Source organism: Massilia sp. P2_C2, from assembly GCF_056404615.1.
On the sequence record NZ_JBFUDR010000016.1, the window covers coordinates 20,352 to 40,014 of the forward strand.

Below are 19,663 nucleotides of genomic sequence, written 5' to 3' on the forward strand. Positions count from 1 at the left end.
TGTGAAAGCGCGCCATGCCGAGAATGACTTTGTGTGACAAACTGGCTTGACAATATGCTTTGGGGGTCTAAAGCGTTCTATACCTTACTGCGTTGCACCATTCTGGTCAAGACAAATATTTATTTTTCACGGTTTCGTATGCATTAACGTCATAGTGGGCACGGGGTGCCCACCCTACGATATGCATATTGCCGTAGGGTGGGCTCCCCGAGCCCACCAAACGACAGCTCAAGCCGTATCGTCGGGCAGCCACGCGCCGGCAGCGGGCCGCGCCTCCAGCCGCGCCATCCATGCCGCGATGGCGGGATACCCTGGCCGTTCGTTCATCGGCGTCTTGCGCCAGCGGTGCGCAGACAGGCCCAGCACGACGTCGGCCAACGTGAACCGCGATCCTGCCACGTACGCGCCTGACTTTTCCAGCTGGCGCTCGAGGATGCCCATGTGGCGGTTCCAGCCATCGACGCTCGCCGCGATCAGGCCGGCATCCTGGTGCGCTCCGCTTTCCCGTACGAGGCCCATGAAAGCATAGCGCCAGGCGTTGTTCAGCTCGGTGGCCTGCCAGTCCATCCATTGCTCCACGTACGCACAGGCCGTCGCGTCGCGCGGCAGCAGGCTTCCGTCGCCGTAGCGCGTGGCAAGGTAGCGGCAGATCGTATTCGACTCCCATAGCACGACATCGCCATCGACCAGCACCGGCACCATCGCGTTCGGATTCTGCGCGAGAAACTCCGGCGCCTGCGTGGAGCGGAAACCGCTACCCCAGTCTTCCCGCTCGAAAGCGAGGCCGAGTTCGGCGCAGGTCCACAAGACCTTGCGGACATTGATCGAACTCGCCTTGCCGAGGATGCGCATCATCTGATTTGCCTCCGTAACCATGTCGACTCAGCCATTTTAAAGTCATACAGGAAACTACGTATGCACCGCTCTGCCGGTTTCGGGTGCGGCCATCCGTAAATTTTGCTAGCATTCGAAAGTTTTCCGTAAAGCCACAGGCAACGTACCGGTGGCTCCACCACATTTCGCATGGCCACAGATAAAGAACTCAACGACTTTCTCGAGAGTGTCGAGCGGCGCGCCTTCAAGCAGGCGGCGTACGCGGTCCGCAAGGACGAGGCAGCGCTCGACATCGTTCAGGACGCCATGATCAAGCTGGCGGAGAAGTATGGCGACAAGCCGCTGGCCGAACTGCCGATGCTGTTCCAGCGCATCCTGCAAAACACGATCCTCGATTACTTCCGCCGCGAAAAGGTCAGAAACACCTGGATCAGCCTCTTTGGAGGCCTCGGCCGCCGGGACGACGACGACGAGGAATTTGATATACTGGCATCTTATGAGGCCGAGGAAGGAACGTCCGCCGCGGAGTCGAGCGCGGATCAGGTCGAACGGGCCCAAACCCTGCGCCTGATCGAGGAAGAAATACAAAAGCTCCCGGCGCGTCAACGGGAAGCGTTCCTCATGCGTTACTGGCAGGACATGGATGTGGCCGAGACGGCCGAAGCGATGGGATGCTCCGAGGGCAGTGTAAAAACACATTGTTCTCGCGCTACGCACGCCCTGCAGAAAGCCCTGGAGGCCAAGGGAATTAAACTATGAACACCGACGACATCAACCTGGCGTACAAGATCCGCCATGGCCTGAACGACAACCTCGACAACCTGCCGGCCTCGACCACGGACCGCCTTGCCGCCGCACGCGCGCAGGCGCTGGCCCGCAAGAAGGCCGATGCGCCGGTCCGCGCGAAGTCACAACAGCGCGCCGCGTTCGATGTCGGCTCACTGTTCTCGATGCAATGGGTGGCCCGCGCCGCCGTCGTTGCCCCGCTGCTGGCAATGGTGGCCGGCATGGTCGGCGTCTACCAGTACGAACGCGAGCAGCGCACCGCCGAGCTGGCCGAGCTGGATGCGGCCGTGCTGTCCGACGACCTGCCCCTGACTGCCTATACCGACCACGGCTTCAACGCTTACCTGGCCCAACAGCAGCAAGCACAGCAACAGCCGCAGCGAGCCCAGTAAAGGATGACGGCTAACAAGCTCAAGGTTGCCGGCGCCGCCGCGGCGGTCGTGCTCGTTGGCGCGGCCGTACTGTCCCTCAACCAGCAGGACGGCTCCCATCCCGACGCATCGACGGCCGCACCCGCGACGTCGGCCGCCGATGCCTCCCCCGCCACGCGCACCCAGCCCGCCAGACCGGCCACCGGCAGCCATAAGGGTGGCGACAAGCCCCTGTGGCGCAGCCTGACGCCGGCCCAGCAACTGGCGCTGCAACCGCTGCAGGGCGAATGGGACCAGATGGATGGCGTGCGCAAGCAGAAATGGCTGCAGCTCGCGAACCGTTTCGCCACGCTGAAGCCGGAAGAGCAGCAGCGCGTGCACGAACGCATGCGCGAATGGGTCAAACTGACGCCGGAACAGCGCGAACTGGCGCGTGAAACCTATACGCGCACACGCAAGATCGCCCCCGAGGAAAAGAACGCCACGTGGGAAAGCTACCAGCAACTGCCGGAAGAGCAAAAGAAAAAGCTCGCCGCCTCGGCCGCCGCCCGCAAGACGCCGCGCGTCGTGCCGTCGCAGGCCAACGGCAAGATCGTCGCGCCGCTGGGCCAGGGCGCGACGTCGTGCCCGGCCGGCACGGTCAGGAACACGGTGTCGGCCGCCCCGCCCTGCGTGGTGGTGCCGCCGCCCGCGCCTCCGGCGCCGCCGGTGCCGGCCACGCCACCGGCCCAGCCCGCCAAGCCACCCGCCCAGGAGCCGGAAAAGCAGGTGCCGGCCAACTGGGGCATCACGCCCAACAACGCCTGAGGTTTTCTGCATGCACGAGACGCCCAGCATCAAGCGCCGCATCCTCGCGATGGTCTACGAGACCTTTCTGCTGCTGGCGGTCGAGATGCTGGCGGTCGCGCTCTACCTCCTCGTCACGCGCAACAACCAAGGAGGGGGAGGGCCTGTGTTCCAGTACGGCCTGAAGGTCTACCTGTTCCTCGTCACGGGCGCCTATTTCATCTACGCCTGGACCAACAGCGGCCACACGCTGGCGATGAAGACGTGGCGCATGCACGTCCTGACCGCCGGCTACGAACGCGTGCCGCTGCGCACGGCCGCGCTGCGCTATCTGCTGGCCTGGGGCTGGTTCCTGCCGGCCCTCCTCGCCTGCGCCTTGCTCGGCCTGAAGAGCAAGGGCGCGATCGGCGCCGCCGTCGCCGTGGGCGTGCTGGCCTGGGGCCTGACGGCCTTCCTCGACCGCGACCGCCAGTTCCTGCACGACCGCCTGGCCGGCACGCGCGTCGTGGCGCTGCCGAAGCGCAACGCCCAGGCCGCGTCCGCACAAGCTTCCTGAATCACTGCTGCGCCAGCAGCTTGCGGATCGTCGCCTCGGTCTGCGCATAATCTCCCTCGCCGAAGTGCGTGTACACGACCTCGCCTTTTTTATCGACGAGGTAGAACGCGGGCCAGAACTGGTTGTTGTACGCCGTCCAGGTGGCATACCGGTTGTCCTGCGCGACCGGGAACGTTATCCCGTTGCGCTGCACGGCCGTCTTGAGGTTGTTCAGGTTGCGCTCGAAACCGTATTCCGGCGTGTGCACCCCGACGACGACCAGGCCCTGGTCCTTGTACTTCTGGTGCCAGCCTTTCACGTACGGCAGCACGTGCTGGCAGTTGATGCAGTCGTACGTCCAGAAATCAACGAGCACCACCTTGCCGCGCAACTGCTGCATCGACAGGGGCGCGCTGTTGATCCAGTTATCGATGCCCACGAAATCGGGCGCGGGGGCGGCGTGCGCGCTCATGCCGGCGGCGGCGAGGGCAAAAGCGGCGGCGAGGGAACGGATGGCGTGGTTCACGAAAGACTCCTTACAGGGTTGGGAAAATGGAGGGAAGGTGGGCGGCGAGCTGCGTATCGACCTGGAACCAGATCGCAGCCGCGCTGGCCAGCACGAGCACGCCGAAGGCGCGCTGCAGGGCCATGGCATGGCGGGCCACGCCGCGCACGCGCCGCACAAACAACTGGCCGCCCTGGATCAGCGCCAGCATCGGCAGCGCCGCCCCGAGCGCATACAGGCCGATCAGTTGCGCGGCCCGTGCCGGATCGTGGGCCTGCACGACGAGGGCGAGGATGGCGGCGAGCACGGGACCGGCGCACGGCGTCCACACGGCGCCCAGCGACAGGCCCAGCACGAATGCGCCGCTCTCGCGAGGTACAGCGTCGGTCCGCCCGCCGCGCAGCCGGGCCAGCATGGGCCGCACGCGTTCGACGAGCAGGTCCCACGGCCGCGGCCAGATGCGCAACAGGCCGGAGACGCCCAGCAGCAAAATGGCGCCATTGCGCAGCGTTTCCTGCGCCAGCTGCGCCGTGGCGGAGACGGCGCCCAGCGCCAGTGCGAACGCCGAGAACGACAGCACGAACCCGGCGACGATCAGCAGCGGCCGCCGGTTCGCCGGCCGCCGGTTCGCCGGCCGCCGGTTCGCCGGCCGCCGGTTCGCCGGCCGCTCGACACTCGCCCCGAGCAGGAACGGCAGCACGGGCRGCACGCACGGCGACGCGACCGTGGCGAGGCCGGCAAGGAAGGCGAGCGGAGATGCGATCGCGGCGGACATGGAACCTCCTGTGTCTGGGATAGCTCCATTGGACGCCCGCGATGTGTGCGCCATGTGTCCGGCCGGTGCGTTTTTGTCGGCCGATATGTCCTGGCCCGGACTCGACACATTCGGACATAATGACGCCGATGCACCGCGCTAAAGTAGCCACGCAACCACCGAAGGAGAGATGATGGACGAGGCCGACCACGTACTGGTCGTCGACGACGACCGCGGCATCCGCGAACTGGTCGGCGCCTACCTGGAAAAGCAGGGCCTGCGCGTGACCCTGGCCGCCAACGGCCGCGAGATGAAGAACGCGCTGATGCAGGGGACGCCCGACCTGATCCTGCTCGACATCATGATGCCGGGCGAAGACGGCCTCACGCTGTGCCGCGAACTGCGCGCCGGGAAGCACCGCGCGATCCCGATCGTGATGCTGACGGCGCGCGACGACGAGACCGACCGCGTCGTCGGGCTGGAACTGGGCGCTGACGACTACGTGCCCAAGCCCTTCGCCGTGCGCGAACTGCTGGCCCGCATCCGCGCCGTGCTGCGCCGCACGCGCATGCTGCCGCCGAACCTGCAAGTGACGGAAGCGGCGAAGCTGATCGCATTCGGCGACTGGCGCCTGGACACCGTCGGCCGCCACCTGCTCGATGCCGACGGCGTCGAGGTCGCGATGAGCGGCGCGGAATACCGCCTGCTGCGCGTGTTCCTCGACCATCCGCAGCGCGTGCTGTCGCGCGACCAGCTGATGGGCCTCACGCACGGCAACGACGCCGAATTCTTCGACCGCTCGATCGACCTGCTCGTGAGCCGACTGCGCCAGCGCCTGGGCGACGGCGCGCGCGAGCCCCGCTACATCAAGACCCTGCGCAACGAAGGCTATGTGTTCTCGGCCGAGGTGACGATCCTCGAAGGCAGGACGGCATGAACGAAGCGCGACCCGGGTGGTGGCCGCGCAGCCTGTACGCGCGCCTGGCGCTGATCCTGTTCGCTGGACTCGCGCTGGCGCAGGGGGTGTCCGTGGCGCTCACGTTCACGGAACGCGACCAGGCGACCACGCAGCTGATGATGGGCTATGTGGAAAGCGAGGTCGCCAGCTCCGTCGCCCTGCTCGACCTGCTGCCGGCCAACGAGCGTCCGGCCTGGCTGCCGCGGCTGGCGCGGCGCAGCTACCGATTCATCCTCGGTCCGGGCCAGACGGCCKGCACGATGCCGGACGAGAAACTGGCGGAACAGATCGCAGCCTCGATCGCGCAAGGCATCGGCCGCAGCTATCCCCTGACCGTGAACGGTCTCGGCGAGGGCGAGCGCATGCAGGTGCACCTGCGCCTGTCGGATGGGTCGCCGCTGACCATCGACGTGAAGCCGATGCGCGGCGTGCCGCTGTCGCCGTGGCTGCCTTACGTGCTGGCGGCGCAGCTGGCGATCCTCGCGGCATGCTGCTGGTTCGCGGTACGCCAGGCCGTGCGGCCGCTGCGCGTGCTGGCCGAGGCGGCCGATGCGCTCGGCCCGGACCTCCGTCCCGTCGAGCTGCCCGAACGCGGTCCGTCCGAAGTCCTGCGCTCGGCGCGCGCGTTCAACGCCATGCAGCGCCGCATCGCCGCCTACGTCGACGAGCGCGTCCGGATCCTCGCCGCCATCTCGCACGACCTGCAGACCCCGATCACGCGCATGCGCCTGCGCGTGGACATGATGGACGACGAACCCCAGCAGCCGCGACTGCGCGCCGACCTCGACGAATTGCAGGGCCTCGTGAAGGACGGCATCGGCTATGCGCGCGCCATGCACGGCGAACGCGAGCCGGCGCGCGCGATCGACCTCGACGCGCAACTCGACAGCCTCGTGCTGGACTACCGCGACGCCGGCAGCGCCGTGAACCTGGAAGGCTGCATCGGCAAGCCGGTGCAGACGCGGCCGAAGGCGCTGCGGCGCATTGTCGGCAACCTCGTCGACAACGCGCTGAAATTCGGGTGCAGCGCGACGATCGTCGCGGGCCACGACAGCCAGGGCGCGGTGCTCGTGCGCGTGCTGGACGACGGGCCGGGCATCCCGGCCGATCAGCTGGAAGCCGTGTTCGAGCCGTTCTTCCGGCTGGAGGCGTCACGCAACCGGGACACGGGCGGGACGGGGCTCGGGCTGGCCATCGCGCGCCAGCTGGCGGGGAGTTTGGGCGGGACGCTTACGCTGCACAACCGGCCCGAAGGCGGGCTGGAGGCACGCCTGACGCTGTCGTAAGGCTTCTCTTAAGCTCTCAAGCCTGCGCGACCTCGTTCTCCAAGTCCTCAGCCACCACGTCGGGATGCGGATTCTTGCGGCCGAACAGTCCGTACAGGCGCCGTTCCATCCCGTCGACATAGGTGAAGGCCACCGGAACGACGAGCAGGCTGAGGGCCGTGGACGTCACCAGCCCGCCGATCACGGCAATCGCCATCGGCTGGCGGAAACTGGCGTCGGCGCCCAGGCCCAGCGCGATGGGCAACATGCCGGCGATCATCGCGACGGTGGTCATGACGATCGGACGCGCGCGTTTGTGGCAAGCGTCGAGCAGCGCGTCGCGTACCGACAGTCCTCGTTCCTTGATCCCCACCACTGCGTACTCCACCAGCAGGATGGAATTCTTGGTGACGATGCCCATCAGCATGACGAGTCCGATCATGGATGGAATACTGAGCATGCCCTTGCTCACCAGCAGGGCGACGAAGGCGCCGCCCAGCGAGAGCGGCACCGCCGACAGGATCGTCAGGGGCTGGAAGAAGTCGTGGAACAGCAGCACCAGCACGCAGAACACGCAGAGCAGGCCGATGACGATGGCCATGCCGAAACCGCCCATCAGCTCCACCATGATTTCCGCATCGCCGGTCTCGATCAGTTTCACGCTGGACGGCATGGCTTGCGCTGCCGGCAGGGCCTTGGCCGCGGCCAATGCTTCGCCCAGCGGCATGCCGCCCAGGTCCGCTGTCACGGTCACATAACGGCGCCTGTCGTAGCGGTCGACCTGCGAAGGCCCGCTTTCCATCGACAGCGTTGCGACGCTCGCCAGCGGCACCAGACCATTGCGGCCGTGGACGCGCAAGTTGGCGACGACGTCCAGCCGCTGGCGCGCCGCATCGGGAATGCGTACCTGGATCGCGACTTGCCGATTGTCCAGGTTGAGCTTGGCCATCTGGGCATCGAAATCGCCGTTGGTGGCGATGCGCACCGTTTCGCCGATGACGGAGGTGGCGACACCCTGCTCCGCCGCGCGTTGCGCATCGGGCCGCACGATAATCTCAGGCCGCTCCAGACTGGCCGTGGACGTGATGTTCGCAAGGCCGGCCACGCCCCGCAGCTGGCGTTCCAACGCCTGGGCCGTGGCCTTGAGCGCAGCAGTATCGTCACTGGCGAGAATCAACGACATCTTTTCGCCCGGACCACCCACACCCAGCGAGAAGCGCGCGCCCGGCACTGCCACCAACGCGCGCCGCACTTCGTTTTCGATACTGGTCTGGTCCGGCCGCGTGCCGCGCGGTGCGAGCACCAGCGTCATGGTCGCCGCACGCACTTCGCCCGCTTGCGTTGCGCCGTTGCTTGCAGCCTGGACCGCGCCCACCATGCTCATCACATGCTCGATACCCTTGACACCCTCGATGGCGTGGCGCGCCGCTTCGGCCGCATGCTCCGTGGCGGCCAGGCTGCTGCCCGGCGGCAGTTCGACTTTGATGCTGGTGTAGCCTTTGTCGGAAGCCGGCATCAGGCCGGTCTTGAGCAACGGGACCAGCGAGACCGAGGCAACGAAGACCAGTACCGCAGCGCCCAGCGTCGCGCGGCGATGCTGCAGGCACCAGCGTACCCAGCCCATGTAGCGGGTCATCAGCACGCCGTCGCTTTCCGCTTCCTTCGGATGGGTCTTGAGCAGATAGGCCGCCATCATCGGCGTCAACACGCGCGCAACAAGMAGCGACGACAGCACCGCCACCACCGCCGTCCAACCGAACTGCTTGAAGAACAGGCCCGGAATGCCGCTCATCATGGCCGTAGGCATGAACACCACCACGAGCGTCATCGTCGTCGCCATCACCGCCAGCGCGATCTCGGTAACCGCATCGCCGGCCGCTTGCCTGATGGGCTTACCCATCCGCGCATGGCGCTCGATGTTCTCGATCTCGACGATGGCATCGTCCACCAGGATGCCGACGATCACCGCCAGCGCAAGCAGGGTCAGCGTGTTGAGCGAATAGCCCAGCCAGTGCATGGCCGCGAACGTGGGCAGGATGGACAGGGGCAGCGCCGACGCGGAGATCAGCGTCGCGCGCCAGTCGCGCAGGAACCACCACACCACCAGCACGGCGAGGACTGCCCCCTCGTACAGCATGTGCATGGAACCCTCGAATTGCTCCTGCGTGTAATCCACCGTGCCCGAGATCCTGGTGAACTTCAGCGAGGGGTCGCCGGACTGCAGCTTGGCCAGCGCCGCCGCCACCGCGGTGCCGATACGGGTTTCATCGAAGCCTTTGGCCCGGTAGATCTTGAAGCCTACCGCCCGTTTGCCATCCAGCAGGGCGATCTGGCTGCGCTCCGCATAGGTGTCCGTGACGGTGGCGACCTGATCGAGGTTGATACGGCGCCCGTCGTTGAGTACGATGGGCAGGCTGTCCAGCTCCCGTGCCTGGCGAATGGTAGCGATGGTGCGCACCGCCTGTTCGGTACCGGACAACTGGCTGCGGCCACCCGACGATTCCTGCTCCACCGTTTTGAGAGCGCGCGATACATCGGCCGCCGTGGCGCCGACTGCCGCCAGCCGCACCGGATCGACTTCCACCCGTACCTGGCGCTGCACGCCGCCGACGCGTTCGAACTTGCCGATGCCCGGCAGGCCAAGCACGGTCTTGCTCACCGTATCGTCCACGAACCAGGACAGGGCTTCTTCTTCCAGGCGCGGAGAAGAGACAGCATAGAGCAAGGTCGCCTCGCCACCGACACGCACCGCGCTGATGGAAGGTTGCTGCAGGTCGGTCGGCAAGTCGGAACGCACGCGGTCCACGGCATCCTTCGCCTCGATCAGCGCATCGGAGAGCTTTTTCTCGAGGATGAATTCCACGATGATGTTGACCTGCCCATCCGTGATGGAGGTGCTGATATGTTTGATGCCGGACAGGGTAGCCAGTGAATTCTCGACCTTGCGTGCGACCTCGTTTTCCAGCTGCGCAGGCGCGGCGCCCGGCTGGGTGAGTGAAATGGTAATCGACGGCAGGTCCAGGTCAGGCAGGTTCGCAACGGGCAACTGGCGGAAGCCGAACAAGCCTGCCAGCGACAGCAGGATAAAGAGCAGGATGGCCGGAACCGGGTTCCGGATCGACCAGGTAGCAAAGTTCATGGATTACTCCTTCGCGGCGGCAGCCACCCGCACCACGTCGCCATCGTTGAGGAAGCCCGCCCCCTGCGCGACCACCTTGTCGCCTGCGCCGAGGCCCGATACGATTTCCACCGACTCGCCATGGCGCCGCCCCGTCGTAACGGCTTGCAACGCAACCTTGTCGGCGCCGGCCATCTTCAGCACATAACTGCGTCCATCGCGAATGACCACGCTGGCTGCGGGCACGGTAACCGCCGGGCTTTGCGCCAGCACGACACTGCCATTGGCGTACATGCCGGCACGGGCTGCGCTGCCTGGATCGATGTCCGCGTAGACGATGCCGAGGCGGGTTTGCCCATCGAGGCCGGGCGCCAGTTGGCGCACCTTGGCCAGCGCGGTGGTGCCGTCCGGTAACGCCAGCGTGACGCGTTGACCCGTTCTTATTTGTGCCAACTGAGCCGCCGTCAGTTCGCCGCGCCACTCGAGGCGGTCCTGGCGGATCATGCGAAACAGTTCCTGGCCGCTGCTGTAGACGGCACCCACGGTGGCGCCGCGCGCACTGATGACACCGTCGTCAGGCGCGGCAATCTGCGCGTATCGCAGTTGCAGCTGCGTAGTTTGCAGCTGGGCCTTGGCCACGTCGGCCTGGGTCACGTATTGGAGCACGTCCTGCTCGCTGATACCGCCTGATCCCTTGAGCTGGAGCGCGCGCTGGCGATTGGCCTCGGCCTGCTGCCAGCTGGCCTTGAGCCGCGCTTCATCGGCGCGCAGCAGATCCGCGTCGAACACGGCCAGCACTTGCCCGCGTTTGACATGGTCGCCCACGTTGACGCGGATTTCCGTCAGGCGCAGGCCGGATACCTGCGTGCCGACGACGGCTTCCTGCCACGGGGCGATGGCGCCGCTGGCTTCCAGCGTCGCCGGCCACTCGGCGCGCGCGGCGGCGGCCACGGTGACCGTCAATGCCGCCGCAGGCTGGCCTCGTACGGGAGTCGCTTCCGACGTGGTGCAGATGATCAGGGTACTGGACACGGCCAGCGCCAATACGGCACCTGCGATGACGGTCTTGGGCCCCAGTGCGGCCGAGGCAGAGGCGAAAAGCTTATTCATGATTCATGGGCTCCGAAGTCGGGGTGATGGCGCCGCCGGTGGCTTTGACCAGTGCGACCCATGCCTGGGCATGGTCGCGGCGCGCGGAAATTTCTGCGTCCTGGGCCGACGCGAACTGGCGGCGGCTGTCTTCAAGTTCGAACAGGTTGACGGAGCCTGCTTTCCATTGAGCCTCCGTCGCATCCAACGTGATGCGGGCGGCGGAAGCCGCTGCGCGCGTCGAGTCGATGCGCGCCTGGGCGGAAGCCTGTGCTGCCAGTGCGTTTTCCACGTCCTGCACCGTGGAGCGCAGCGTGCCTTGCAGGCTCGCCGCGGCGTGCCGGTAGCGTGCTTCGGCCGCGCTGACGTTGGCCGCACCGGCGCCGCCGTCGAACAGCGTGCCGGCGAGGCTCGGGCCAACGGACCAGGTGGTGAAATCCAGCGTCGATCCGGCGGCGCGTATCCATTGCCCCGTCAAAACGGCCGCGACGTCCAGGCGCGGCAACCGGTTGGCGCGCGCCACGGCGATGTCCGCCCACGCCGCGGCAGCTTCCCGGTCGGCGGAAACGACGTTGGGGTGGCTGGCCAGGACTGCGGCCGGCAGCGCCGGTACGGTGGCAGGCGCTTGCGGCATGGTCGCCACGGCAGCGCCGTTTGCGCCGACCAGTCGACGCACCGCGCCCGCATCCTTGCCGCTCAAGGCCACCAGCGCGTTCACCTGCCGGGTGCACTGCTCCTGCTGGGACGCCAGATTGGTACGCACGGCGGCGATGCCCGACATCGCGCGCGCTTCGTCGACCGGCGCCGCAAAGCCGGTGGCGATCCTGCGCCGGGTCAGCGCCAGTGTCTGTTCGCGTGATGCGATGTCGTCCACGAGTACGGCACGCGCGTTTTCGCAGGCGCGCAGCGACAACACCCCGTCGACCACATCGCCGGCGAGTATCAGACGCGCTTCGGCGGCATCCGCCGTGCGGGCATCCATGCGGTCCTGCGCGGCCCGTACCGAATTGCGGACGCGCCCGAACAGATCGACTTCCCATTCAAGCGAAGGGCCGGCGTTGGCTGTGGTGCTTCGCGACGTTGCGCCGGGCACGCCTGTGGACGCGCTTTGCGTCCGGGTGACGCCCGCGCCGGCGGTCATCGTGGGCGCCCTGGCTGCAATGTCGACGCCGAGCGTGGCCCTCGCCTCATCGAGACGGGCCACTGCCTGGGCCAGCGTCGGGTTATCGGCAAACGCCGTGTCGGCGAGCGCATTGATGGCCGGGTCATGCAAGGCCCGCCACCATTCGCCGTTCATCGTATTGCCGGGCTGTGCGGAAGGCGCGGACCATGTGACTGGCCCCGCGAGGGCCGGCGGTGCATAGTCCGGCTGCAACGCGCAACCCGCCAGGCCCAGCGCGGCAGCACATCCCAGCGTCGTAAAAATAGCCCAGACAGGCTGTGGAGAAGAAGTGTTTGGATGCATTTTTTCAAAACGAAACTGAACGGTACAGTACATACTAGACTTGACATTTTCCACCTGTCAAGCAAAACTGTACTTATTGGTTTCGAAAAGATGCTCTCAACGTGAAAACAAAGACCGAGGCCCGGCGCGAGGCCATCCTGGCAGCCGCCAAGGCGGTATTCGAAGAAGTGGGCTTCGAGCAAGCGACCATGTCGGAAATTACCGCGCGGGTCGGGGGCTCGAAAGCGACTTTGTACCGCTACTTCGACTCAAAAGAAGCGCTGTTCGCCGAGCTGGTATCGCGATCTGCCCAGGAACACGGCGGCCAACTTGCCGACCTTTTTTCACAGCAACCCTGTACGGCAATGGGCTCGGGTCTGCCGCCCGACGCAATCGAAGTATTGGCCCTGTTGGATCCCGACCAGGAAGTCGAGGTGACCCTGCGGGGCTTCGGCGAGCGGGTCATCAGGACCTTCTTCACGCCGCAGAAATTCGCAATACGGCGGATGGTGATTGCCGCCTCGGGCAACAATCCCGAAGTGGGTAGGACCTTCTATGAGAATGGCCCCGGCAAGGGCATGAAATTGGTCGCCCGTTACTTCGAAGGCGTGATGAAAGCGGGGAAACTGCGCATGGCGGATCCCCATGTCGCGGCAGCCCAGTTCCGTGGGCTGCTCGACTGTGAACTGGAAGAGCGCGGCCTGATGAACGCTTTGCCCCAGCTCGACGATGCGCGAGCCGCGGCAACTGCGGCGCGCGCGGTGGACACCTTCATGCGCGCTTACCGGCCGGACTGAAGCCTGAGCTGCTCAGCCGCGCAAGCTGAGATCAGAACCGTTCCGTCTCGTGCAGATAGCGCCAGCGCCCGTTCGCGAGCTGGCCGAGCGCCACGCGTCCGATACGCAACCGGCGCAGCGACTTGACGGTCAATCCGACCTCGACGCACATGGCCTCGACCTGCCCCGGCCGGATATCCTTGCCGGCCAGGCGCAGCCGCGCCTCGCTCTGCCAGCTCGCCTTCAGCGGCGCCGTCGTCCTGCCCTGCACGCGCATGGCCGCGTTCAGGCGCGCCACGCCATCGTCGGCAATGGCCCCGGTCACCTCGGCCACGTATTCCTGCTCGATGCGGCCGGCGTCCTCGACGAGGCGGCGCGTCACGCGCCAGTCCTGGCTCAGCACGAGCAGACCGCTCGCTTCCGGTTCCAGCGGGGTGACGACGGTCAGCCGGGCCAGGTGCCGGCGCAGGAAGCGTGCGTGCGCGCTCGCGGCCAATGTCTCGGGCCCGATCAGCGCCAGCGCGCCGGCCGCGTCGATGCCGGCCGGCTTGTGCAGCAGGATGGTCACCGGCGCCGGTTCGACCGGCTCCGCGCCGGGCAGCAGCGCCACGGCCTGCGCCGACGTCACGCGCGTGGCCGGGTCTTCGACGACGACACCGTCGACCGTCACCCAGCCGCCCGCGATGTAGCGCTCGGCCTCGCCGCGCGAGCATGGCACGGCTTCGGCCACGCGTTTGGCAAGGCGGATGCCGCCGCCATCGTGTGCGGAACCGTTCATGCGCGCCAGTCCTTGAAGAAGCTTGCGAATGCGGCGACGGTCTTTTTCACGTCGGCGCTTGAGACGTCCAGGTGCGTCACGAGGCGCGTGTGCGGAGCGATCGAGACGCGGATGCCCTGGCGTGCCAGCGCCTCGCTCAGGGGTGCGCACGCGGCATCCGGGATCTCGACGTAGAAGATGTTCGTCTGCGGCGTCGTCACTGTCAGCGCGTCGATGCGCGCGAGCCCGGCGGAAAGATCGGCCGCATTCTGGTGGTCCTCGGCCAGTCGCTCGACGTTGTGCTCCAGCGCGTAGTGCGCGGCGGCCGCGATCACGCCGGCCTGGCGCATGCCGCCGCCCAGCATCTTACGCCAGCGCCTACCCTGCTCGATGAACGCCTTCGGGCCGAGCAGCACGGAACCGACCGGCGCGCCGAGGCCCTTCGACAGGCACACGGACATGGTGTCGAAGCCGGCCGCCGCGGCGCGCAGCGAGATGCCCTGCCTGACGGCGGCATTGCAGACGCGGGCGCCGTCCAGGTGCGTGGCGAGGCCCTTCGCGTGCGCGAAATCCGTCGCCGCTTTCACGTAGTCCTGCGGCAGCACGCGGCCGCCGATCGTGTTTTCCAGCGCCAGCACGCGGGTGCGCGCGAAGTGCATGTCGTCCGGCTTGATGTACGCGGCAATGTCGCTAATGGCAATCGAGCCGTCCGGCTGGTTGACGATCGGCTGCGGCTGGATCGACCCCAGCACGGCCGCGCCGCCGCCTTCGTACTTGTAGGTGTGCGCTTCCTGGCCCACGAGGTATTCGTCGCCGCGGCCGCAATGCGTCATCAGCGCAATCAGGTTCGTCTGCGTTCCGCTCGGCGCGAACAGGCCCGCTTCGAAGCCGAACAGCTCGGCCGCGTAGTCCTGCAGGCGGTTGACGGTGGGGTCGTCGGCATACACGTCGTCGCCGACGGGCGCCGCCGCCATCGCGGCGCGCATCGCGGCGGAAGGTTGGGTGACGGTGTCGCTGCGCAGGTCGATCCAGTGGTCGTGGTGGTCGCTCATGTTGGGGGAATCAAGGGGTGGTCGATTCGGCCGCGTGCGCTTGTGGCGCCGGTTGGCCCGAGTAGAAGCGGGATGACAATTCTTCGAGGCCGACTTCGGCCAGCACCTGATGCAGGCGCTCGGCCGGCCGCCGGCGCGGCAGGTTTTTATAGGTGGCGATGATCAACTCGTTCTTCATCGAGTGTTCCCAGCCCACCAGCTCCGTCACGGTGACCTGGTAGCCGTGCGCCTCCAGCTGCAGGCAGCGCAGGACGTTCGTGATCTGGCTGCCGAATTCGCGCGTGTGGATCGGGTGGCGCCAGATTTCCGTGAGCGCGTTGCGGCCCAGGTCGCGGCCCTTGTTCTTGCGCAGCACCGTTGCGACTTCGGCCTGGCAGCACGGCACCAGCACGATGTGCTTCGCCTGCTTCTTCAGCGCGAAATCGATGGCGTCGTCCGTCGCCGTGTTACAGGCGTGCAGCGCCGTCACCACGTCGACCGTGGCCGGCAGCTTGCCGGATTCGGTCGATTCCGCGACGGACAAATTCAGGAACGACATGCCGGGAAAGCCCAGGCGTTGTGCCAGCTCGGTCGACTTCTGCACGAGTTCCTCGCGCGTCTCGATGCCGTAGATATGGCCGCCGCCCGGTTCCCCATTTTCGCGTCCCTTGAAGAACAGGTCGTACAAAATGAAGCCGAGGTAGGACTTGCCGGCGCCGTGGTCGACCACCGTCGCGCCCTCGCCGTTCTTGTGCGCCTCGACGTCCTTGAGCAGCGGCTCGATGAACTGCACGAGGTGATAGACCTGCTTGAGCTTGCGGCGGCTGTCCTGGTTCAGTTTGCCGTCGCGCGTGAGGATGTGCAGTTCCTTCAGCAGTTCGATCGACTGGCCCGGTTTGATTTCCGGGGCCTGTTCGTAGATCGTCGGCGCCGGCTTCTTCGCGGCGGGGTCTTGTTTAGCGTGCCTCATTCAGCGAGCCTCAGCGATCCATGCCGCCTGGATGGCTTCCAGAACGCGTTCGCCGCCGCGCGTGCGGTCGTCGTCGAAGCCGTCCAGCGCGACGACCCAGTTGTGCAGATCGACAAAGCGCACGGTGGCCGGATCGACGTCCGGATACTGTTCATACAAGGCCTCGGCGATGGTCGTGACATCGGTCCACTTCATGGTGTCCTCCGTCGTGCTCAGTGATTCTCGGCTGCGTGGTTGATCGTGTACTTCGGGATCTCGACGACGAGGTCCTCGTCGGCGATGATGGCCTGGCAGGACAGGCGCGAGTTCGGCTCCAGGCCCCAGGCCTTGTCGAGCATGTCCTCTTCCTTCTCTTCCTGCTCGTTCAGCGAATCGAAGCCTTCGCGCACGATCACGTGGCACGTCGTGCAGGCGCACACGCGGTCGCAGGCGTGTTCGATCTCGATGTCGTTCTCGAGCAGCGTATCGCAGATCGACTTGCCGCTCTGGCCTTCGAGCACGGCGCCTTCGGGGCAGAAGACGGGATGGGGGAGGATGACGATTTGTGGCACTTCTTGACCTCTCAGATTTCGTTTTTTACGTGGGGTGGGCACCCTGTGCCCACGCGGACGTTTGCGTTGTGTTGGCGGTTACGCGTGGGCTCGGAGAGCCCACCCTACCTCAGACTTGATCCAGCGCCTTGCCGGCCAACACCTTGCGCACGCTCTTGTCCATGCGCCGCGCGGCGAATTCCTCGGTGCCGCGAGCCAGCGCCTGCACGGCGTCGTGCAGCACGTTCTGGCGCGAGTCGGCGGCGATGGCCTGATCGTTCGAGCGCACCACCGCATCGCGCACGCCCTGCACCAGTCGCGCGATCGCGCCCCGCTCTTCGTCGTTCAGCAGATCGGCATCGGCGTCGAGCGCGGACTGCGTGGCCAGCAGGATGCGCTCGGCCTCGACCTGTTCCTCGCGCAGCGCGCGCGCGACCATGTCGACCTGCGCCGAGTTGTACGAATCCTGCAGCATGCGCGCGACCTCGTCGTCGCCGAGGCCGTACGACGGCTTCACGGTGATCGATGCTTCCACGCCGGAGCGCATCTCGCGCGCCGCCACGGACAGCAGGCCGTCGGCGTCGACCTGGTACGTGACGCGGATGCGCGCCGCGCCGGCCGCCATCGGCGGGATGCCGCGCAGCTCGAAGCGCGCCAGCGAACGGCAGTCGGACACGAGTTCGCGCTCGCCCTGCACCACGTGCACCGCGAGTGCGGTCTGGCCATCCTTGAACGTCGTGAATTCCTGCGCGCGGGCGCACGGGATCGTCGAGTTGCGCGGGATGATCTTCTCGACCAGGCCGCCCATCGTCTCGATGCCGAGCGACAGCGGGATCACGTCCAGCAGCAGCCAGTCGTCGCCGGCCGCGCGGTTGCCCGCGAGGAGGTTCGCCTGGATGGCGGCGCCCAGCGCCACGACCTTGTCCGGGTCGATGTTCGCGTGCGGGATCGTCTTGAAGAAGTCGCCGACCGCGCGGCGGATGTGCGGCATGCGGGTGGCGCCGCCGACGAGCACGACGCCATCGACGTCCTCGACGGACACGTTGGCGTCGCGCATGGCCTTGCGCACGGCGTTCATCGTCTTCGCGACCAGGGGCTGGGTGATCTCGGCGAAGGTCTTCGCGGTGACGGTCACCTGCACGACCTCGCCCGACTTCAGGATCGCCTCGACGGTCGTCTCTTCGTTCGTCGACAGCAGTTCCTTGGCCTGGCGCGCCTTGACCATCAGCGTGGCCGTGTCGACCTCGGACAGCGGCGCGAGGCCGGCCTGCTGCGTGATGTAGCAGAACAGGCGCTGGTCGAAGTCGTCGCCGCCCAGCGCGGAATCGCCGCCCGTCGACAGCACTTCGAACACGCCTTTCGACAGCTTGAGGATCGAGATGTCGAACGTGCCGCCGCCCAGGTCGTACACGGCAAAGACGCCTTCCTTGCCGTGGTCGAGGCCATACGCGATGGCGGCCGCCGTCGGCTCGGACAGCAGGCGCAGCACGTTCAGGCCGGCCAGCTGGGCCGCGTCCTTCGTGGCCTGGCGCTGCGCGTCGTCGAAGTACGCGGGCACCGTGATCACGGCGCCGACCAGTTCGTCGCCGAGCGCATCTTCCGCGGTCTGGCGCAACGTGGCCAGGATCTGCGCGGAGACTTCGACGGGCGACTTCACGCCGGCGACGGTCTTCAGCTGGACCATGCCGTGACCGCCTTCGCGGCCACCATCGACAAAGTCGTACGGCAGGTTCTCGGCGTGCGCGATGTCCTTCAGGCCGCGGCCCATGAAGCGCTTGACGGAGACGATGGTGTTCTTCGGATCGGTGGTGCGGGCCGCCATGGCCTTGTAGCCGATGTTGGCGTGGCCGTTCGGCAGGTAGCGCACGATCGATGGCAGCAGCGAGCGGCCGTCCTCGTCGGTCAGCACTTCCGGGATCGAGTGGCGCACGGTCGCGACGAGGGAGTTGGTGGTCCCCAGGTCGATGCCCACCGCCAGCCGGTGCTGGTGCGGCGCGGTCGACATGCCGGGTTCGGAAATCTGCAGTAGTGCCATGGTCGTGTTACCTAATCTTCTTGTTAGATACTGTCGCAAATTGCGTAGGGTGGGCATTTGAGGCCGGGGGGCTCAAATGGAAATGTGCCCACGCGGATGCCAACGTGTTGCCGGCGTTCGCGTGGGCACGGGGTGCCCACCCTACGGAACTCCATCGACGGCACGACAAGTACACCCGTCGCGCCGCAATCATATTCAGCTCTCCAGCGCCTCGAACGCGTAATGCAATTCGTCGCCGAATTTATCGAGGAACATCAGCGCCCGCACGCCCTGCGCCGCCTGCTTGTAGTCGCCGGCGTCGAGCAGCTTGCCGACCTGCGCCAGGCGCTGCTTGCGCTCGCCGCGCACGCGCGCGTCCAGTTCGTCGAGCGCCTCGGCATCCTTGGCGGCGCGCGCGTCGGACAAGGCTTCGCGCAGCTCCATCTGCTCCATCAGGAAGTCCATCGGCATCGCCGTGTTCGATTCCGTCTGCAGGTCGGTGCCATTCAGCTCGCACAGGTAGCGCGCGCGCAGCATCGGATTCCGCAGCGTCTGGTAGGCCTCGTTGGCGCGCGTGGCCCATTGCATCGCGACGCGCTTCTCGGCATCGCTCGCGTTCACGAAGCGGTCCGGATGGACACGGCCCTGGACTTCGCGGTAAGCGGCATCCAGCGTGTCCATGTCGACGTCGAACCTTGCCGGCAGCTGGAACAGCTCGAAGTGGTTTTGCACGGTCCGGTGCTCCCGGTCAGATGCGGAAGCTTTCGCCGCAACCGCAATTGTCCTTGACGTTCGGGTTGTTGAAGCGGAAGCCTTCGTTGAGGCCTTCGCGGGCGAAATCGAGCTCGGTGCCGTCGATGTACGGCAGGCTCTTCGGGTCGACGAAGACCTTCACGCCGTGCGATTCGAAGACAGTGTCTTCGGCACTGGCTTCGTCGACATATTCCAGCTTGTAGGCCAGGCCGGAGCAGCCGGTCGTGCGCACGCCGAAACGCAGGCCCACGCCCTTGCCCCGGCGTTCGAGGTAACGGTTGATGTGCTTTGCGGCTTTTTCGGTGAGGGTCACAGCCATTTCATTCTCCAGCTTCTGCTATTGCTACTGATATTGCTCGGTTTGACGTAGGGTGGGCACCCCTGTGC

At 66.4% G+C, this 19,663-nt stretch carries 21 protein-coding genes; 7 read left to right on the plus strand and 14 right to left on the minus strand.

Annotation, left to right across the window (positions count from 1 at the left end):
* Positions 1-228: 228 nt before the first annotated feature.
* The gene (locus tag AC1DYX_RS03600; RefSeq protein WP_477256342.1) at positions 229-855 is read right to left on the minus strand and encodes a glutathione S-transferase family protein; all 627 of its coding nucleotides are present in this window, start codon (positions 853-855) and stop codon (positions 229-231) included.
* Positions 856-1,023: 168 nt separating this feature from the next.
* Here AC1DYX_RS03600 and AC1DYX_RS03605 point away from each other — a divergent pair, with 168 nt between their 5' ends.
* From AC1DYX_RS03605 to AC1DYX_RS03620, 4 genes are read left to right on the plus strand one after another with little or no spacing between them, the layout of a single operon-like run.
* Positions 1,024-1,593, plus strand: a complete 570-nt coding sequence (locus AC1DYX_RS03605) for an RNA polymerase sigma factor (RefSeq protein ID WP_477256344.1) — start codon at positions 1,024-1,026, stop codon at positions 1,591-1,593.
* Entirely contained in the window at positions 1,590-2,012 is a 423-nt protein-coding gene (locus AC1DYX_RS03610) for a DUF3619 family protein (protein WP_477256346.1), read from the plus strand. The genes AC1DYX_RS03605 and AC1DYX_RS03610 overlap by 4 nt, the downstream gene beginning before the upstream one ends.
* A gap of 3 nt (positions 2,013-2,015) precedes the next feature.
* The gene (locus tag AC1DYX_RS03615) at positions 2,016-2,798 is read left to right on the plus strand and encodes a DUF3106 domain-containing protein (protein ID WP_477256348.1); all 783 of its coding nucleotides are present in this window, start codon (positions 2,016-2,018) and stop codon (positions 2,796-2,798) included.
* A gap of 10 nt (positions 2,799-2,808) precedes the next feature.
* The gene (locus AC1DYX_RS03620) at positions 2,809-3,333 is read left to right on the plus strand and encodes an RDD family protein (RefSeq protein WP_477256350.1); all 525 of its coding nucleotides are present in this window, start codon (positions 2,809-2,811) and stop codon (positions 3,331-3,333) included.
* 1 nt (position 3,334) lies between these two features.
* Here AC1DYX_RS03620 and AC1DYX_RS03625 read toward each other — a convergent pair whose 3' ends face one another.
* Both AC1DYX_RS03625 and AC1DYX_RS03630 read right to left on the minus strand, forming a co-directional pair.
* The gene (locus AC1DYX_RS03625; RefSeq protein ID WP_477256380.1) at positions 3,335-3,784 is read right to left on the minus strand and encodes a thioredoxin family protein; all 450 of its coding nucleotides are present in this window, start codon (positions 3,782-3,784) and stop codon (positions 3,335-3,337) included.
* Positions 3,785-3,848: 64 nt separating this feature from the next.
* A complete protein-coding gene (locus tag AC1DYX_RS03630) occupies positions 3,849-4,592 on the minus strand; it encodes a cytochrome c biogenesis CcdA family protein (RefSeq protein ID WP_477256352.1) in 744 nt (247 codons plus the stop codon).
* A gap of 172 nt (positions 4,593-4,764) precedes the next feature.
* Between AC1DYX_RS03630 and AC1DYX_RS03635 the strand changes: the two genes are divergently transcribed.
* Together AC1DYX_RS03635 and AC1DYX_RS03640 are read left to right on the plus strand one after the other, a co-directional pair.
* Positions 4,765-5,508, plus strand: coding sequence for a response regulator (locus AC1DYX_RS03635; protein ID WP_477256354.1), 744 nt, complete (start codon positions 4,765-4,767; stop codon positions 5,506-5,508).
* Entirely contained in the window at positions 5,505-6,815 is a 1,311-nt protein-coding gene (locus tag AC1DYX_RS03640; RefSeq protein ID WP_477256357.1) for an ATP-binding protein, read from the plus strand. The genes AC1DYX_RS03635 and AC1DYX_RS03640 overlap by 4 nt, the downstream gene beginning before the upstream one ends.
* A 16-nt stretch (positions 6,816-6,831) precedes the next feature.
* On the opposite strand, the gene AC1DYX_RS03645 is transcribed toward AC1DYX_RS03640, so the two are convergent.
* From AC1DYX_RS03645 to AC1DYX_RS03655, 3 genes are read right to left on the minus strand one after another with little or no spacing between them, the layout of a single operon-like run.
* A complete protein-coding gene (locus tag AC1DYX_RS03645) occupies positions 6,832-9,933 on the minus strand; it encodes an efflux RND transporter permease subunit (RefSeq protein WP_477256359.1) in 3,102 nt (1,033 codons plus the stop codon).
* A 3-nt stretch (positions 9,934-9,936) separates the two neighbouring features.
* A complete protein-coding gene (locus AC1DYX_RS03650) occupies positions 9,937-11,022 on the minus strand; it encodes an efflux RND transporter periplasmic adaptor subunit (RefSeq protein ID WP_477256361.1) in 1,086 nt (361 codons plus the stop codon).
* Complete coding sequence (locus AC1DYX_RS03655; protein WP_477256363.1) at positions 11,015-12,499, minus strand: efflux transporter outer membrane subunit; 1,485 nt, start codon at positions 12,497-12,499, stop codon at positions 11,015-11,017. Before AC1DYX_RS03655 ends, AC1DYX_RS03650 begins: the two co-directional genes overlap by 8 nt.
* 68 nt (positions 12,500-12,567) lie before the next feature.
* Here AC1DYX_RS03655 and AC1DYX_RS03660 point away from each other — a divergent pair, with 68 nt between their 5' ends.
* On the plus strand, positions 12,568-13,242 hold the full coding sequence (locus tag AC1DYX_RS03660; protein WP_477256364.1) for a TetR/AcrR family transcriptional regulator: 675 nt from the start codon (positions 12,568-12,570) through the stop codon (positions 13,240-13,242).
* A 31-nt stretch (positions 13,243-13,273) separates the two neighbouring features.
* Here the strand turns inward: AC1DYX_RS03660 and AC1DYX_RS03665 are convergent, their stop codons facing one another.
* The 8 genes from AC1DYX_RS03665 to iscA all read right to left on the minus strand — a co-directional run bounded on the left by AC1DYX_RS03665 (position 13,274) and on the right by iscA (position 19,595).
* The gene (locus tag AC1DYX_RS03665) at positions 13,274-13,999 is read right to left on the minus strand and encodes an RNA pseudouridine synthase (protein ID WP_477256366.1); all 726 of its coding nucleotides are present in this window, start codon (positions 13,997-13,999) and stop codon (positions 13,274-13,276) included.
* Entirely contained in the window at positions 13,996-15,030 is a 1,035-nt protein-coding gene (ltaE, locus tag AC1DYX_RS03670) for a low-specificity L-threonine aldolase (protein WP_477256368.1), read from the minus strand. Before ltaE ends, AC1DYX_RS03665 begins: the two co-directional genes overlap by 4 nt.
* A 10-nt stretch (positions 15,031-15,040) precedes the next feature.
* The gene (locus tag AC1DYX_RS03675; RefSeq protein WP_477256370.1) at positions 15,041-15,979 is read right to left on the minus strand and encodes a class I SAM-dependent methyltransferase; all 939 of its coding nucleotides are present in this window, start codon (positions 15,977-15,979) and stop codon (positions 15,041-15,043) included.
* The gene (gene iscX / locus AC1DYX_RS03680; protein ID WP_477256372.1) at positions 15,980-16,174 is read right to left on the minus strand and encodes a Fe-S cluster assembly protein IscX; all 195 of its coding nucleotides are present in this window, start codon (positions 16,172-16,174) and stop codon (positions 15,980-15,982) included. It lies immediately after the preceding gene.
* 17 nt (positions 16,175-16,191) lie between these two features.
* Positions 16,192-16,530, minus strand: a complete 339-nt coding sequence (gene fdx / locus AC1DYX_RS03685; RefSeq protein ID WP_166858900.1) for an ISC system 2Fe-2S type ferredoxin — start codon at positions 16,528-16,530, stop codon at positions 16,192-16,194.
* Between the two features lie 109 nt (positions 16,531-16,639).
* Positions 16,640-18,544 carry a Fe-S protein assembly chaperone HscA gene (gene hscA, locus AC1DYX_RS03690; protein ID WP_477256374.1) on the minus strand — a complete coding sequence of 635 codons (1,905 nt, stop codon included), beginning with the start codon at positions 18,542-18,544 and terminating at the stop codon, positions 16,640-16,642.
* A gap of 195 nt (positions 18,545-18,739) precedes the next feature.
* Positions 18,740-19,255, minus strand: a complete 516-nt coding sequence (hscB, locus tag AC1DYX_RS03695) for a Fe-S protein assembly co-chaperone HscB (protein ID WP_477256376.1) — start codon at positions 19,253-19,255, stop codon at positions 18,740-18,742.
* A 16-nt stretch (positions 19,256-19,271) separates the two neighbouring features.
* Positions 19,272-19,595 carry an iron-sulfur cluster assembly protein IscA gene (gene iscA / locus AC1DYX_RS03700; protein ID WP_477256378.1) on the minus strand — a complete coding sequence of 108 codons (324 nt, stop codon included), beginning with the start codon at positions 19,593-19,595 and terminating at the stop codon, positions 19,272-19,274.
* Between the last annotated feature and the right edge of the window lie 68 nt (positions 19,596-19,663).